Annotated in this window: 18 protein-coding genes; 12 read left to right on the plus strand and 6 right to left on the minus strand. The window is 47.4% G+C overall.

Features of this window, described 5'->3' with window-relative positions; all coding sequences use genetic code 11:
• Positions 1 to 53: 53 nt before the first annotated feature.
• The 6 genes from atpG to CWI76_RS08340 all read left to right on the plus strand — a co-directional run bounded on the left by atpG (position 54) and on the right by CWI76_RS08340 (position 6,542).
• The gene (gene atpG, locus CWI76_RS08315) at positions 54 to 920 is read left to right on the plus strand and encodes a F0F1 ATP synthase subunit gamma (protein WP_126759864.1); all 867 of its coding nucleotides are present in this window, start codon (positions 54 to 56) and stop codon (positions 918 to 920) included.
• Between the two features lie 39 nt (positions 921 to 959).
• Positions 960 to 2,345, plus strand: a complete 1,386-nt coding sequence (atpD, locus tag CWI76_RS08320) for a F0F1 ATP synthase subunit beta (RefSeq protein ID WP_126759865.1) — start codon at positions 960 to 962, stop codon at positions 2,343 to 2,345.
• A gap of 17 nt (positions 2,346 to 2,362) precedes the next feature.
• Positions 2,363 to 2,779 (plus strand): F0F1 ATP synthase subunit epsilon, encoded by a 417-nt coding sequence (locus CWI76_RS08325; protein ID WP_126759866.1) that lies wholly within the window; start codon positions 2,363 to 2,365, stop codon positions 2,777 to 2,779.
• A gap of 136 nt (positions 2,780 to 2,915) precedes the next feature.
• Positions 2,916 to 4,280 (plus strand): bifunctional UDP-N-acetylglucosamine diphosphorylase/glucosamine-1-phosphate N-acetyltransferase GlmU, encoded by a 1,365-nt coding sequence (gene glmU, locus CWI76_RS08330; protein WP_126759867.1) that lies wholly within the window; start codon positions 2,916 to 2,918, stop codon positions 4,278 to 4,280.
• Positions 4,281 to 4,285: 5 nt separating this feature from the next.
• Entirely contained in the window at positions 4,286 to 6,118 is a 1,833-nt protein-coding gene (gene glmS, locus CWI76_RS08335; RefSeq protein ID WP_126759868.1) for a glutamine--fructose-6-phosphate transaminase (isomerizing), read from the plus strand.
• Between the two features lie 202 nt (positions 6,119 to 6,320).
• A complete protein-coding gene (locus CWI76_RS08340; protein WP_126759869.1) occupies positions 6,321 to 6,542 on the plus strand; it encodes a hypothetical protein in 222 nt (73 codons plus the stop codon).
• Here CWI76_RS08340 and CWI76_RS11805 read toward each other — a convergent pair.
• The gene (locus CWI76_RS11805) at positions 6,499 to 6,660 is read right to left on the minus strand and encodes a hypothetical protein (protein WP_198678597.1); all 162 of its coding nucleotides are present in this window, start codon (positions 6,658 to 6,660) and stop codon (positions 6,499 to 6,501) included. The genes CWI76_RS08340 and CWI76_RS11805 overlap by 44 nt on opposite strands.
• Before the next feature lie 34 nt (positions 6,661 to 6,694).
• Positions 6,695 to 6,877: a type II toxin-antitoxin system ParD family antitoxin gene (locus tag CWI76_RS08350; protein WP_198678587.1), complete on the minus strand. Its 183-nt coding sequence runs from the start codon at positions 6,875 to 6,877 to the stop codon at positions 6,695 to 6,697.
• A gap of 148 nt (positions 6,878 to 7,025) precedes the next feature.
• Here CWI76_RS08350 and CWI76_RS08355 point away from each other — a divergent pair, with 148 nt between their 5' ends.
• Together CWI76_RS08355 and CWI76_RS08360 are read left to right on the plus strand one after the other, a co-directional pair.
• Positions 7,026 to 7,274 (plus strand): hypothetical protein, encoded by a 249-nt coding sequence (locus CWI76_RS08355; RefSeq protein WP_126759870.1) that lies wholly within the window; start codon positions 7,026 to 7,028, stop codon positions 7,272 to 7,274.
• 10 nt (positions 7,275 to 7,284) lie between these two features.
• Complete coding sequence (locus CWI76_RS08360) at positions 7,285 to 8,199, plus strand: cation diffusion facilitator family transporter (RefSeq protein ID WP_126759871.1); 915 nt, start codon at positions 7,285 to 7,287, stop codon at positions 8,197 to 8,199.
• An 8-nt stretch (positions 8,200 to 8,207) separates the two neighbouring features.
• Here the strand turns inward: CWI76_RS08360 and CWI76_RS08365 are convergent, their stop codons facing one another.
• Together CWI76_RS08365 and CWI76_RS08370 are read right to left on the minus strand one after the other, a co-directional pair.
• The gene (locus CWI76_RS08365; protein ID WP_198678588.1) at positions 8,208 to 9,566 is read right to left on the minus strand and encodes a permease prefix domain 1-containing protein; all 1,359 of its coding nucleotides are present in this window, start codon (positions 9,564 to 9,566) and stop codon (positions 8,208 to 8,210) included.
• Complete coding sequence (locus CWI76_RS08370; protein ID WP_126759872.1) at positions 9,547 to 9,909, minus strand: PadR family transcriptional regulator; 363 nt, start codon at positions 9,907 to 9,909, stop codon at positions 9,547 to 9,549. The genes CWI76_RS08365 and CWI76_RS08370 overlap by 20 nt, the downstream gene beginning before the upstream one ends.
• A 135-nt stretch (positions 9,910 to 10,044) precedes the next feature.
• Between CWI76_RS08370 and CWI76_RS08375 the strand changes: the two genes are divergently transcribed.
• On the plus strand, positions 10,045 to 10,290 hold the full coding sequence (locus tag CWI76_RS08375; RefSeq protein WP_092858169.1) for a GlsB/YeaQ/YmgE family stress response membrane protein: 246 nt from the start codon (positions 10,045 to 10,047) through the stop codon (positions 10,288 to 10,290).
• A gap of 47 nt (positions 10,291 to 10,337) precedes the next feature.
• Here the strand turns inward: CWI76_RS08375 and yghU are convergent, their stop codons facing one another.
• A complete protein-coding gene (gene yghU, locus CWI76_RS08380) occupies positions 10,338 to 11,204 on the minus strand; it encodes a glutathione-dependent disulfide-bond oxidoreductase (protein WP_126759873.1) in 867 nt (288 codons plus the stop codon).
• A 133-nt stretch (positions 11,205 to 11,337) separates the two neighbouring features.
• A complete protein-coding gene (locus CWI76_RS08385; protein ID WP_126759874.1) occupies positions 11,338 to 11,742 on the minus strand; it encodes a BON domain-containing protein in 405 nt (134 codons plus the stop codon).
• Between the two features lie 130 nt (positions 11,743 to 11,872).
• Here CWI76_RS08385 and CWI76_RS08390 point away from each other — a divergent pair, with 130 nt between their 5' ends.
• From CWI76_RS08390 to CWI76_RS08400, 3 genes are read left to right on the plus strand one after another with little or no spacing between them, the layout of a single operon-like run.
• On the plus strand, positions 11,873 to 12,331 hold the full coding sequence (locus CWI76_RS08390; RefSeq protein ID WP_126759875.1) for a YccF domain-containing protein: 459 nt from the start codon (positions 11,873 to 11,875) through the stop codon (positions 12,329 to 12,331).
• A gap of 1 nt (position 12,332) precedes the next feature.
• On the plus strand, positions 12,333 to 13,367 hold the full coding sequence (locus CWI76_RS08395) for a saccharopine dehydrogenase family protein (protein ID WP_126759876.1): 1,035 nt from the start codon (positions 12,333 to 12,335) through the stop codon (positions 13,365 to 13,367).
• Positions 13,354 to 14,292, plus strand: a complete 939-nt coding sequence (locus CWI76_RS08400; protein ID WP_126759877.1) for a phospholipase A — start codon at positions 13,354 to 13,356, stop codon at positions 14,290 to 14,292. The genes CWI76_RS08395 and CWI76_RS08400 overlap by 14 nt, the downstream gene beginning before the upstream one ends.
• The last annotated feature ends 12 nt before the right edge of the window (positions 14,293 to 14,304 follow it).

The raw sequence follows: 14,304 nt of genomic DNA on the forward strand, positions 1-14,304 counted from the left end.
AGCGTGGCTACACAATGTGTGGCCACAAGTCGTTGAGTTAACAGGAGAATATCATGGCCGGCGGTAAAGAGATAAAAACCAAGATCGGGAGTATTAATAATACTCAGAAGATCACCAGTGCAATGGAGATGGTTGCTGCGTCTAAAATGAAAAAGGCGCAGGAACGTATGGCTTCAAGCCGTCCGTATGCGGACAGCATTCGCAAGGTGATCGGCCATGTTGCCCATGCCAACTTAGAATATAAGCATCCGTACTTAGAAGAGCGCGATGTGAAACGAGTTGGTTACATTGTGATTTCAACTGACCGCGGTTTGTGCGGCGGCTTAAACACCAACGAATTTAAAGCGGTGGTTAAGCATGCTAAAGCATATAAAGACAGCGGCGTGGATGTTGATTTCGCAGCCATAGGTAACAAGGCTACGGGTTTCTTTAAACGCTTTGGAGGCCGTTTACTGGCGCAAAAATCAGGTCTTGGTGATAAGCCAAGCGTGAATGATGTGCTCGGGACTGTACAGGTAATGTTAGATGCCTTTGATGAAGGCAAAATCGATCGCCTGTTTGTGGTGTACAACAAGTTTGTGAACACCATGAAGCAAGAACCAACGATAGCGCAATTGCTACCGTTGCCAAAAGCTGAGTCTCGTGACGAAGTTCAATCAGGTAGCTGGGACTACTTGTATGAGCCGAATCCACAGCCAATTTTAGAATTACTGATTCGTCGTTATGTTGAAGCGACAGTGTATCAGGGCGTAGTGGACAACATCGCTAGTGAACAGGCAGCGCGGATGGTGGCAATGAAAGCCGCTACCGACAACGCCGAAGACCTCATCGATCAACTGCAATTGGTGTACAACAAAGCACGCCAAGCAGCGATCACGCAGGAAATTTCGGAAATTGTATCGGGCGCCGAAGCGGTTTAAGGCGAAGCTTGCAAGAATTTTAGAGTTAGAGGAAATGTCATGAGTCAAGGTAAGGTCGTGCAAATTATTGGCGCGGTTGTGGATATCGAATTTCCACAAACAGACGTGCCAAAGGTATACGACGCGCTGCAGGTGACCGACGGTGACCTCAAGGGTCTGACCCTGGAAGTTCAGCAGCAGTTAGGCGGTGGTATCGTGCGTGGTATCGCACTTGGTACTACCGACGGTCTGCGTCGTGGAATTACCGTTCAAAACACCGGCGAGCCAATCATGGTACCAGTGGGTAAACAAACCCTCGGTCGTATCATGAACGTATTGGGCGAGCCAATTGATGAAGCGGGCGATATCGGTGAAGAAGAACGTATGTCGATTCACCGTGCTGCACCGTCGTACGAAGAACAGTCAAGTGCAACTGAGCTGTTAGAGACCGGTATCAAGGTAATCGACTTGATTTGTCCGTTCGCTAAGGGTGGTAAAGTTGGTCTGTTCGGTGGTGCGGGTGTAGGTAAAACCGTTAACATGATGGAGCTTATCCGTAACATCGCTATCGAGCACAGCGGCTACTCAGTATTCGCAGGTGTTGGTGAGCGTACGCGTGAGGGTAATGACTTCTATCACGAAATGAAAGATTCAAACGTACTCGACAAAGTAGCATTGGTCTACGGTCAGATGAACGAGCCTCCAGGTAACCGTTTGCGCGTTGCGTTAACCGGCTTGACCATGGCAGAGAAGTTCCGTGACGAAGGTCGTGACGTTCTGTTCTTCGTAGATAACATCTACCGTTATACCCTAGCCGGTACTGAAGTATCAGCATTGCTAGGTCGTATGCCTTCTGCGGTAGGTTACCAGCCAACTCTTGCAGAAGAGATGGGTGTACTTCAAGAACGTATTACTTCAACCAAAACTGGTTCAATCACGTCAATCCAGGCCGTTTACGTACCTGCGGATGACTTGACCGACCCGTCACCAGCAACCACGTTCGCTCACTTAGATGCGACTGTTGTATTGTCACGTGACATCGCGTCATTGGGTATCTACCCTGCGGTTGACCCGTTGGATTCAACGTCACGTCAGTTGGACCCATTGGTAATCGGTAAAGAACACTACGACGTAGCGCGTGGCGTTCAGTCAGTATTACAGCGTTACAAGGAGCTGAAAGATATCATCGCAATCTTGGGTATGGACGAATTGTCTGAAGAAGACAAGATGACCGTAGCTCGTGCGCGTAAAATTCAGCGTTTCCTGTCACAGCCGTTCTTCGTTGCTGAAGTATTCACCGGCTCACCAGGTAAATATGTATCGTTGAAAGATACCATCGCTGGCTTTAAAGGCATCTTAAACGGTGACTACGACGACCTTCCAGAACAAGCGTTCTATATGGTTGGTAGCATCGAAGAAGCGGTCGAAAAAGCCAAGAAAATGTAATAAACCGGGAGGTTTAAATGGCAGCTAAAACTGTACAGCTTGATGTGGTCAGCGCCGAAGAACGTTTGTTCTCTGGTGCCGTTGAGACCCTGCAAGTGACCGGTAGCGAAGGTGAGCTGGGTATTCACCCAGGTCACGCCCCGCTTTTAACCACAATCAAGCCAGGTATGGTGCGAGTGGTTAAAGAAGGTGGCGAAGAAGAAATCATCTACGTTGCTGGTGGTGTGCTTGAAGTGCAGCCGCATAACGTCTCGGTCCTTGCTGATACGGCCATTCGTGGTGAAGAGCTTGATGAACAAAAAGCTCTAGAAGCTATGAAACATGCTGAAGAAGCAATTGCAGATCAAAGTTCTGATTTAAGCTACGCAGAAGCGGCGGCAGAACTGGCTCGAGCGATGGCTCAGTTGCAGGTTATTCGCAAACTACGCAAATAATCAGCACGCCAAGCTTTAAGAAAATGAAAAGACCCGTAAATCTCGGTTTGCGGGTCTTTTTTTCGCCTGTTAATTTGTTGTAAACGGCTTTAAAATAGCCCATCACTTTTATTCGAATACAGAAATGGAAGGATTCATGTCTCTGAGTGTTGTTGTACTTGCTGCGGGTAAAGGCACTCGCATGCGTTCGGCGCTACCGAAGGTATTGCATCCAGTTGCCCATAAACCGATGGTTCAACATGTGATTGATACAGCGCGTTCGCTAGAACCAGACCACGTGCATGTCATTTATGGCCACGGTGGCGATGTATTAATGGAAAAACTTGCCGGACAAACGCTTAATTTTGTTGAGCAAGCACAGCAGCTGGGCACTGGTCACGCGGTGCAGCAAGTTGTGCCGCACATTCAAGACAATCAAAGGATTTTGATTTTATACGGTGATGTGCCGTTAACTCGTACAGAAACGTTGCAAGCCTTGTTAGCTGCAGCTGCGAATACTGATTTAGCATTACTCACCGTGACTTTGCCTGATCCGACCGGTTATGGCCGTATTGTGCGTGATGCGAATCATGCGGTTGTCGGCATTGTTGAGCAAAAAGATGCCAGCGCCGAGCAGTTAAACATTACCGAAGTAAACACCGGCATGATGGCGGTGAGTGGGGCGGCATTGAAACGCTGGTTAGGCAAGTTGTCGAATAACAATGCTCAAGGTGAATATTATCTGACGGATATTGTTGCCATGGCCGCCGCGGAAGGCGTGAACATCGCAACGGCGCAGCCACAGGCGATTAGCGAAGTGGAAGGTGCGAACAATCGGGTGCAATTGGCAGGGCTAGAGCGCGCGTACCAAGCGCGTCAAGCCGAGCAATTGATGTTAGACGGCGCCACGTTAATGGATCCAGCTCGTGTTGATGTGCGCGGTGAGGTGATCATTGCCAACGACGTTGTGGTTGACGTGAATGTTATTTTTGAAGGCCGAGTGGAACTTGGCGAAGGCGTCGTTATCGAAAGCAACTGTGTACTGCGCAATTGTAAAATTGGGGCTGGCTCACGCGTGAAAGCAAACAGCGTCATAGAAGATGCCGTGTTAGCTGAAAATTGCGCCGTTGGTCCATTTGTTCGCTTACGCCCAGGCGCTGACTTAGCTGAAGGCGTGCAAGTTGGTAACTTTGTTGAAATTAAGAAAACGCGCATGGGTAAAGGCTCAAAAGCGAGCCACCTCACCTACCTTGGTGATGCACAAATTGGTGCTGACGTGAACATAGGCGCGGGCACTATCACCTGTAACTACGACGGTGTAAATAAATTTGTGACCGAGATTGATGATGGCGCGTTTATCGGATCAAATAGCTCGTTGGTTGCTCCGGTTCGTGTTGGTAAAAACGCAACGGTAGGAGCCGGTTCAACGGTGACCAAGAGTGTGGAAGACGAAGAACTAGCGGTTGCGCGCGGTAAACAACGGAATATTAGTGGCTGGCAACGTCCAGTGAAAAAAGGATAAGCGATATGTGTGGAATTGTTGGCGCAACTTCTGAGCGCCGTATTAGCGAAATTCTCATTGAAGGTTTAAAACGTCTTGAATACCGCGGTTACGATTCTGCGGGTTTGGCTGTATTAAACGAACAAGGCGTAATCGAGAGCGTTCGTCGAACTGGTAAAGTTCAAGCGCTTAAAGATGCCGTTGGTGAGCACCCACTATCGGGTACAACTGGTATCGCACATACCCGTTGGGCAACCCATGGCGGCGTTACTGAAGCAAACGCTCACCCACATATTTCAGAAGACTGCATTGCCGTGGTGCACAACGGTATTATCGAAAATCACGATAAACTACGTGAGCAGTTAAAAGGCTTAGGTTATACCTTTGCGTCAGATACCGACACCGAGGTGATTTGTCACTTAGTGCATCATGAGCGTAAAACTCACGACGACTTGTTTGAAGCCGTTCAAGCAGCAGTGCGCCAATTAGAAGGTGCTTATGGCACGGTGGTTATGGATTGCCGCGAACCAGGCCGCTTGATCGTGGCTCGCTCTGGCAGTCCGTTGGTGATCGGTTTAGGTATTGGCGAGAATTTTGTTGCCTCTGACCAACTTGCATTGTTACCAGTCACGCGTAAGTTCATGTACCTCGAAGAAGGCGACATGGCTGACATTAACCGTACCGAAGTGAAAGTTTATGACGCCAACGGCGAACGTGTTGAACGCGAAATTCACGAATCAGACGGTAACTATGACGCTGGTGGTAAAGGCGAATATCGCCACTTCATGCTCAAAGAAATTCATGAGCAACCAAGCGCCGTGCGTAACGCCTTAGAGGGCCGTATTGTGGATGGTCATGTGGCAGACGATGTGTTCGGTAACGGTTCGTTAGATTTATTAAAAGATATTGAACATGTGCAAATTGTCGCGTGTGGTACGTCGTATCATGCGGGCATGGTTGCGCGCTATTGGCTCGAATCGATGGCGGGCGTGTCATGTAACGTCGAAATTGCCTCAGAATTCCGTTATCGCCAATCGCACGTGCATCCCAATAGCTTGTTGGTCACTATTTCACAGTCTGGTGAAACGGCGGACACTTTAGCGGCACTGCGTTTAAGCAAAGAATTGGGCTATAAAGGCAGCCTCACCATTTGTAACGTCAGCACCTCGTCGATGGTGCGTGAATCCGACTTAGCTTATATGACGCGTGCCGGAACCGAAATAGGTGTGGCATCAACCAAAGCATTCACCACCCAGTTAGTCGGTTTGTTGATGTTAACATTGGCCATAGGTCAGTTCCGCGGTATGCCAGCTTCACAACAAGAAGCTGTGTTGAAATCGCTGAAGACGTTGCCAGCGAAGCTCGAAGAAGCGTTATTGCTGAGTGATGCCATTGAAGCCTTGGCGCCTGAGTTTGCGGACAAGTTCCATAGCTTGTTCTTAGGGCGTGGCACGCAATACCCCATTGCGATGGAAGGTGCGTTAAAGCTCAAAGAAATTTCTTATATTCACGCTGAAGCTTATGCCGCCGGTGAATTGAAGCACGGCCCGCTGGCACTCATTGACGCAGATATGCCAGTGATTGTGGTGGCACCAAACGATGAATTGCTTGAGAAACTTAAATCAAATGTTGAAGAAGTGCGTGCTCGTGGCGGCATCATGTATGTGTTTGCCGACAAAGACGCCCACTTCAAGGGTGATGACAGCATGCGCGTCATCAACGTCACGCACTGTGACGAACTGATTGCACCGATTGTTTATACCATTCCGCTTCAGTTGCTCTCCTACTTCGTTGCTATCATTAAAGGCACTGATGTGGATCAGCCGCGAAACTTGGCGAAATCGGTTACGGTGGAATAAATTTGTTCGATTGGAAAAGGCCCGCAAGGGCCTTTTTTGTTGGTGCCATACTCTACTTTGCACAGCAATAGCATCTTGCCTTGCATCGCTGATAAATATGTCTTACTTTCAATTACATATTTTAAACAATGCTCCTGTTGTCACTTATAGCAAAATGAGCGTGCACACTATACAAAGGTTATAAACCACAGGGAGAGTTCAATTGAATATTAATGTGACGTTGCTCGGCGAGTTCATCGCATTATTCGCCTTCATAATGGGTGTATTGTGTTATTACCTTGGTCGTCGCAAAACACAGACTCCAGTTTTAGCCGGTTTGCTCGGTGTAGTACTTTCAATTATTCCACCGTTTGCCCTAGTTTATCTGGTGGTACTGGTATTTAAAAAAGATTTAGGTTCAACATCGGCGGCAGTGAGTGGGTAAATTCGGATGTTGGGTTTAATCGTGATAGGCGAATCGATGCCGTATCGTCAGTTGCCATGAGCAGAATGACAACCGTTGTTTTTAATTCACTCAATAAGTTAGTTTGAACGTCCAACAAATATGGATACTTGTGGCGTGTAAGCGGATTCGGGTTATGGTAAGCACAAAATTACCTCATCAAAACTTCCTAACGCTGTCGCTAAATGTTCTTCCTCAAGCTTACGTAAACCCGCTCGAATAACTTCACTTACTGAAGCATATCGACCACTTTCAATAAGTTGATCGACAAACTGGTCGAAGTGAGCGCCTAAGCTGATACTCGTATTTTTCGCCACAACACCCCCTCAATACCAATAAATATTAAAATTTGGTACTAAAAGGGGTTTAGTCGAAAATGTTATTAAAGCAATACCTCGGCTGATAGTCAGCAGCCCAGATACATAGTATTCTGACCTTCAAAGCCTTAATACTTAAAGTTTATTCATGTTAAAAAAATTACTCAACGTTGTACTGGCTACCGGGGTTGTTGCGGTAGCTTTTGCCATTTTCTGTTTGCCAAGTATTGGCCTCACCTATTTGGGCGCGTGGCTTATTAGCTTTGTGGTTGATATTAATTTCGATAGTTGGATTACCCACACGGTTATTCTGGTTCTATCAGCGGTTTGGTCGCTGATTACGTTAAACACCGATACCGGTGATGACATGCTAAAAACACTCACGATGAAGCGTTAACGGAATACTTATGGGCCATCACCATCACGATCACAGCAAAGATATGGCATCGGAGCGCTTGGGTTGGGCATTCCTGCTCAACTTTTGCTTCACCATTATTGAGTTTATTGGTGGTGTGCTGACCAACAGTACGGCGATTTTGGCCGATGCGGTGCATGATTTGGGTGATAGTCTATCGCTGGGCATGGCGTGGATACTCAACAAGTTAGGCCGTAAGCGCGCGAATAGTCAGTTTACTTACGGGTATCGTCGTTTGAGTTTAGCGGGTGCCTTTATTAACGCTGTCGTGCTGATCGTTGGCTCAACTTGGGTGTTATTGGAAGCAATTCCACGGCTGTGGGATCCGCAAATGCCCATGGCTAATGGCATGATTGCTTTAGCGGTTCTCGGCATTGCGGTAAATGGTTTCGCTGCGTTTAAATTATCGAAGGGTAAAAGTTTAAACGAGCGCATCATCAATTGGCATTTAATAGAAGACGTGTTGGGTTGGGTTGCGGTGCTGATTGTCGGCATTGTGTTACTGTTTGTGGATTGGCCGATTCTCGATCCACTGTTGTCGATTGCGTTCACGGTGTTCATATTATTTAACGTGATTCGCAACTTACATGAAACTGCCCGCTTATTTTTCCAAGCGGCACCGGACAATGGCACGGTGGAAGCAGTCACAGCAACCCTGAAGCAATTACCGAATGTGGTAGACGTGCATCACCTGCATTTTTGGTCACTTGACGGTGAGCATCACGTGCTAACAGCCCATTTGGTGCTTGATGAGGATATCGAAAGTGAGCAACGCCGCTATTTGAAGGAAGCGATAGACAAAGCATTGCTACCGTATCAGTTAAGTCATACCACGATTGAACTCGAACTGCCCGGCGAAGTTTGTCGTGATGAGAGCGCTCACCACGACCGCCATCATGATCACTAACCTAGCCTTCAAAACCCAAATATTAGTGGGAAAATAAATACGACAATTGCGGCCCAGATCGCGTACACCGGAATCAACCGAGTTTGCCATTGTTCAAGTAAAGCAAATGACCATTGGCCGCGAATAAACTGCCAATACAACCATGCGTAACCGCTTAAACTAACCAATAATATGAGGTTTTCGCCGAGTGCTGCGGTACGGTTGGCAGTAAATCCCATGTCGGCGATGCGGCTGGCTATGGCAGCTAATGCCAACAAATCAACCAATAACGCCGAGACAATCAATAGCCATTGCAGGCGGTCGAAAAGACTCGGTGCTTTACCAGATTCGCGCGACGACACGGCATATAAAACCAAGCCCAGCACAACAATCAGCAAGGCATCAAGGCCAATAAGCAGTTCACGTTCGACGTCAAACGTACGTCCACTCACCAGCATAATCACCAAGAATGTCAGTAGCAACAACGTGAATAGTGGCGTGAAAATACGTGCCAATACTGGTGCCATATTCTCGACAGCCCCTTGTTTTGCTTCGACCAACCAGCCAACAATAATCACGGCGCCCATAACACCTGAGGGAATCAACCATTGCTGTGCGAACCACTCAATGTTCATGCCGATAAACGAGAACATACCAATGGTTAATGCAGTTAGAACCGCGCCACCAAGTGCCAGTAATACAAAATAAATCGCGTATTCACCCGAGTAGCGAACAAAGTCCATGCGTCGCCCATCGGTTTGCCACCAGTTGCCGGTGTAGAGAATACCAACTAAAAACCAGAGGAATAGAGGCAGGTGGAGCAGACTTAACGACTGCGTGGCTGATGGATCTTGCCAGGGCATCAGGTTAATCACCGTGGCAATTCCTAGAGAAGCAACGATTAACCAGTACCAACCCCGTTGCCCAAGTTGATGCTTCACCACGTAGTAAGCGCCGAGCATAGGCAAGCAAAACAACATAAAGTTACGCGCAAACACCCATTCGTGGGTTTCGGGCGTGAATCCAAACAGTTTGGGCAGGTGAAATAGCACGGCCGCGCAGCATGCCAGCAGTAACGCCAGATAAAAGTCGGTGTTCCATGACTGTTTATCGCCGCCCCAAACAATATTGCGCCACAGACGCCCTGCATGTACTTCGGCATACTCTTTGGAGACAGCTTCGAGATTACCGATTCGTTTCGTGGCGACGAGAAACGCTTCATCGACGTGCAATCCACGCTCTAATAGCGCGTCAATTTGGTCGCGCAAATGGCTTTCGAGTTCGTCAGCATCTTCTTCAAGAATCGCGGCACGCCGAAGTACAAATTCGCGCCACTGTGCAATGTTTTGCTCGAGTTCAAAGGGTTGATTAGACGAATTGGACATCATGGTCATCGCTCCGTGTCATATCGCGCCAAATTTGGTTGAGCGCCTTGTTAATTACTTGCCATTGCTGGCGTTGCTCGTTCAAGGTCGCCATGCCCTCGTCGGTGATAGCGTAGTACTTGCGCTTTCTATTGGAGTCACCAACAAGCCAGCGCGAGGTTAAATAGCCTTGCTTTTCGAGCCGATGAAGTAACGGGTACAACATGCCGTCAGTCCATTGCAGCGCACCACCCGAGAGCTCTTCAACGCGTTTGACGATTTCGTATCCATAAGTCTCCCCTTCAGCAATAACACCTAAAACGATTGGTGTAGAGGAGGCTGCCATCAGATCTTTTGAGAGGTTCATAAAACTTATCCGCTTATACATAGAACTGCTAGGTATAAATCTTATACCTAGAACTGTTAGGTATGCAAGTTTATTTATTTCTAACACCTGCTACGCTTACTAAGAACCTGTTAAAACAAGAAAAAGGAGATCATCATGGGCATTTTATGGTTCTTATTGGTCGGTATCATTGCTGGATGGCTAGCCGGTACTTTAGTGAAAGGCGGCGGTTTTGGCCTAATCGGCAATATGGTTATCGGCGTGATTGGTGCAATGATAGGTGGCTTTTTGTTTAACTTTTTAGGGGTCTCCAGCGGTGGCGGTATTATCTGGAGTATTGTGGTTGCAACTATTGGTGCAGTGGTTCTGCTCTTTATTGTCAGGGCTTTTAAGAAAGCCTAGCTACCTGAAATAGCCGCGCAACGGCAATCGCTGTGCGGCTTTTCTGATTATTTTTTCTCTAATTTATCCTGAGTTTTTAATTTAAAATCACTGGCATCATGACGTTCATGCAACTGCTTATTTAAATCTCCCCAAGTTTTATTAACGATGCGACCGCGTTGCACAGCTGGGCGTTTGGCAATTAATTCCGCCCAACGCAGTACATTTTTGTACTTATGAGCTTCAATGAACTCGGCAGCGTCATAGACTTGATTGGTCACTAGCGCACCGTACCACGGCCAAATTGCCATATCAGCAATGGTGTATTCGTCACCGGCAATGTACTTATTGTTGGCGAGTTGGCGGTCTAATACATCCAGTTGGCGTTTAACTTCCATGGTGTAGCGGTTAATCGGATACTCGTACTTTTCGGGTGCGTAAGCATAAAAATGACCGAATCCACCACCCAACAGCGGGGCACTCCCCATTTGCCAAAATAACCAATTTAATGTTTCGGTTCGTTTAGCCGGATCGTGGGGTATGAACGCATTAAATTTTTCAGCCAAATACAGCAAAATAGAACCCGATTCGAATACGCGCGTCGGTGGCTGGGTGCTCACATCGAGCAACGCAGGAATTTTTGAATTCGGATTGACCGCAACAAAACCGCTGCCGAATTGGTCCCCTTCAAGAATTTGTATCAAATGCGCATCGTATTCAGCGTCGGTGATACCCAGTTCGAGTAGTTCCTCTAACATCACCGTCACTTTCACGCCATTGGGTGTGGCTAGCGAATAAAGTTGTAATGGATGTTTACCTACAGGCAACTCTTTATCATGCGTTGCGCCAGCAATTGGGCGATTAATTGAGGCAAACTTACCGCCACTTTCTTGATCCCACTGCCAAACTTTTGGCGGTGTATAAGTATTCGACATGCTCTGCTCCTTGATTCAAAATTTTTCTACATTGAGTGTAACGCATACCAGCAGGGTTTGGATTATTCGACTTTGGCATAAGGCATAGCAAAACGGCGCCATTAGGCGCCGTTTTATGTATCAAAGATTATGTTTACTCTTGCACTTCAATATCATTTTCTACTGATTTCACACCTTCCACGCCCTGCGCCAGTTGCGCGGCAAGTTCCGCCTCTTCAGATGTCGCGACGACCCCACTGAGCACCACGTGGCCGTTGATGGTTTCGACGTTTATGTTGCCGGCACTCACTTGGTCGGCTTCAAATAACGCCGTTTTTACACGTGCCGTAATGGCACTGTCACTTAAAAAGTCCCCAGTGCGCTCAGCAGTTTCGCGGGTATAATCGGCTGCGTCACTCGCGGCCTGTTGGGTAGCTTCAGTGGCTTGCTCTAATGACGATTGTGCTTTTTCACGGGTATCGTCTTGCTCTTGTTGCGAACAAGCGGACAATACCAACGCTGCCAAAGATGCCAAAATCAATGCCTGCAAAGTTTTCATAATGAACCTCCTGTTTTGAAGTTACATCTAAACATAGTAAAGCAAGACAAAAATTCGAGGTGGTTTACAAACCTTTTGCGATTTACACTGGAAGCATCTGCTACATTTTGCGCGAACAGGGACAAACACTATGCGTACATTAGGAAATATTCTGTGGTTCATCTTAGGCGGCGCCATTATGGGGCTCGGCTGGTGGTTAGCAGGCTTAATTGCATTTATTACCATTGTTGGCATTCCTTGGGGACGCTCTTGTTTTGTGATTGGCATGTTCTCGTTCTTTCCGTTTGGACAAGAAGCGATTGATCGCGAAGAGTTAACGCAACGAGGTGATCTGGGTACCGGCAGCCTTGGCTGTTTGGGTAACGTATTATGGTTCATTTTCCTCGGTTGGTGGCTCGCGCTGGGGCACCTCGTTTCAGCGATCGCCCTATTTATCACCATCATCGGCATTCCATTCGGTATTCAGCACTTAAAACTGGCTGGCGTCGCATTATCACCAGTAGGTAAAACCATTGTCAGCAAAGAAGTTGCTGCTGCCGCGCGTATGCATAATGCCAACAGCGCCGTCTCAAAAATGCGAGAGAAATAATATGAAATGGATGATTTATGGTGCCAATGGTTACACCGGCACATTGATGGCAAAACATGCCAAATCACTCGGGCTAACCCCGGTCCTTGCGGGACGCAAAAGCGAGGCCATTCATCGTCTTGCCGGTGAGCTCGAGTTGCCGTCGGTGGTTGTTGATTTAACCGATACTCAAGCACTGCAACAGGCCTTGGCAGAAATTGATGTGGTAGTGCATTGTGCGGGCCCATTTGAAATAACCGCAGCACCAATGATTGAAGCTTGCCTCGCCACCAAAACGCATTATACCGATATCACCGGCGAGTTAAGTGTATTTGAGTATGCGCACGCGCAACATCAACGTGCTGTGGATGCAGGTGTGGTGTTATGTCCGGGCGTGGGTTTTGACGTTATTCCTACCGATTGCGTGGCGGCAAAACTCAAACAAAAGCTAGCGGATGCGACATCTCTGACATTAGGTTTCGATTCTGCATCGCGGATGAGCCGCGGCACGGCAAAAACCAGTGTTCGCCGTTTAGGTGACGGCGGTGCGGTTCGCCAAGATGGCAAAATCATCAGTGTGCCATTGGCTTATCACACGCGCCATATTGATTTTGGCAATGGTGAGAAGTTCGCCATGACGATTCCTTGGGGCGATGTTTCGACGGCCTACTACACCAGCGGTATTCCAAACATTGAGGTTTATATTCCGGCTTCACCAAAGCTTGTCAAAAAACTAAAACGTTTGAATTGGTTCCGTTGGTTGCTGCGTTTTGAATGGATGAAAAATTTTCTTGCGAAGAAAATTGATCAGCAACCACCTGGGCCAAGCGAGAAGCAACTTGAACAAGCGATTACCTATGTATGGGGTGAGGCGCGAAATGATAAAGGTGATGTCGAGACATTACGTATAAAAGTCATGAACGGTTATAAACTGACGAGTCGCGGCGGCGTAGACGTGGCGCAATTTATATTGAACCATCAACCTCAAGGTGGTTATTACACACCGTCTTTATTGTGCGGTTCTGAGTTGGTGGAGAAGTATTATGTGGATGCGTAAAGGGAGTATTCTGGCGTTACTTGTGATGATGCCTTTGGCTTACGGACAAGATGTGGCAGAAGCCGAAAAAGAACTCGATATTAATGCCGAAGAGTTCAAGAAAATTGACCTGATTGGCCGCTTTTGGGAGCTTGGTGAAGATCAGAAACGCGGTATATTTGAACTTCGTACATTTCAACCAAATTTCATTCTCCCAGTTCACCACAGTTCCGATATCAACACTCAACCAAGCTCGCCTTCGCGCGGTGCTGGAACGCCATTAGAAAGTCACAAACCGAACGAGGTGAAGCTGCAGTTGTCACTGCGTACCAAGTTGCTTGAAGATGTATTATTAGACGGTGACTTGTGGGTCGCCTACTCGCAAACATCACTATGGCAAGCGTGGAACTCAGAAGATTCCTCACCGTTTCGCAGTACCAATTACAGGCCTGAAGTATTTTATATATTACCTTGGCAGGATAACTGGGATTTCCTGCCAGGTGATGCTCGAGTGCGTTTTGCAAAAGCCGGTTTAGCTCATGAATCAAACGGTCAACGGGAACCCGATTCGCGCAGCTGGAACTATATTTATTTCGGCGGTGCTGCTGAGTGGGGACCGGTGATTTGGGAAACCACTTGGAAGCAACGGATTAATGAAACTGGCGAAGACGATGATAATCCAGATTTGGTGCGCTACCGAGGTAACTTTGAAAATCGTTTCTCATGGCGCAGTTCACTGAGTACTTATAGTTTGACGCGAACGACCCGAGAGCTTTCGTGGGACAAAGGGTCATGGCAACTTGATTTCACCCATCCAGTGAATTCAAGCAAGCCTGATGGGCTTCGCTTCTATATTCAGTTCTTTTCTGGCTACGGTGAAACATTACTTGACTATAATCATCGTCAGAACCGAATTGGCTTTGGATTCTTGCTATTGAACATCTAAAAATGGCGTAAA

The organism is Pseudidiomarina marina (assembly GCF_003987045.1).
Classification (GTDB): Bacteria; Pseudomonadota; Gammaproteobacteria; order Enterobacterales; family Alteromonadaceae; genus Pseudidiomarina; species Pseudidiomarina marina.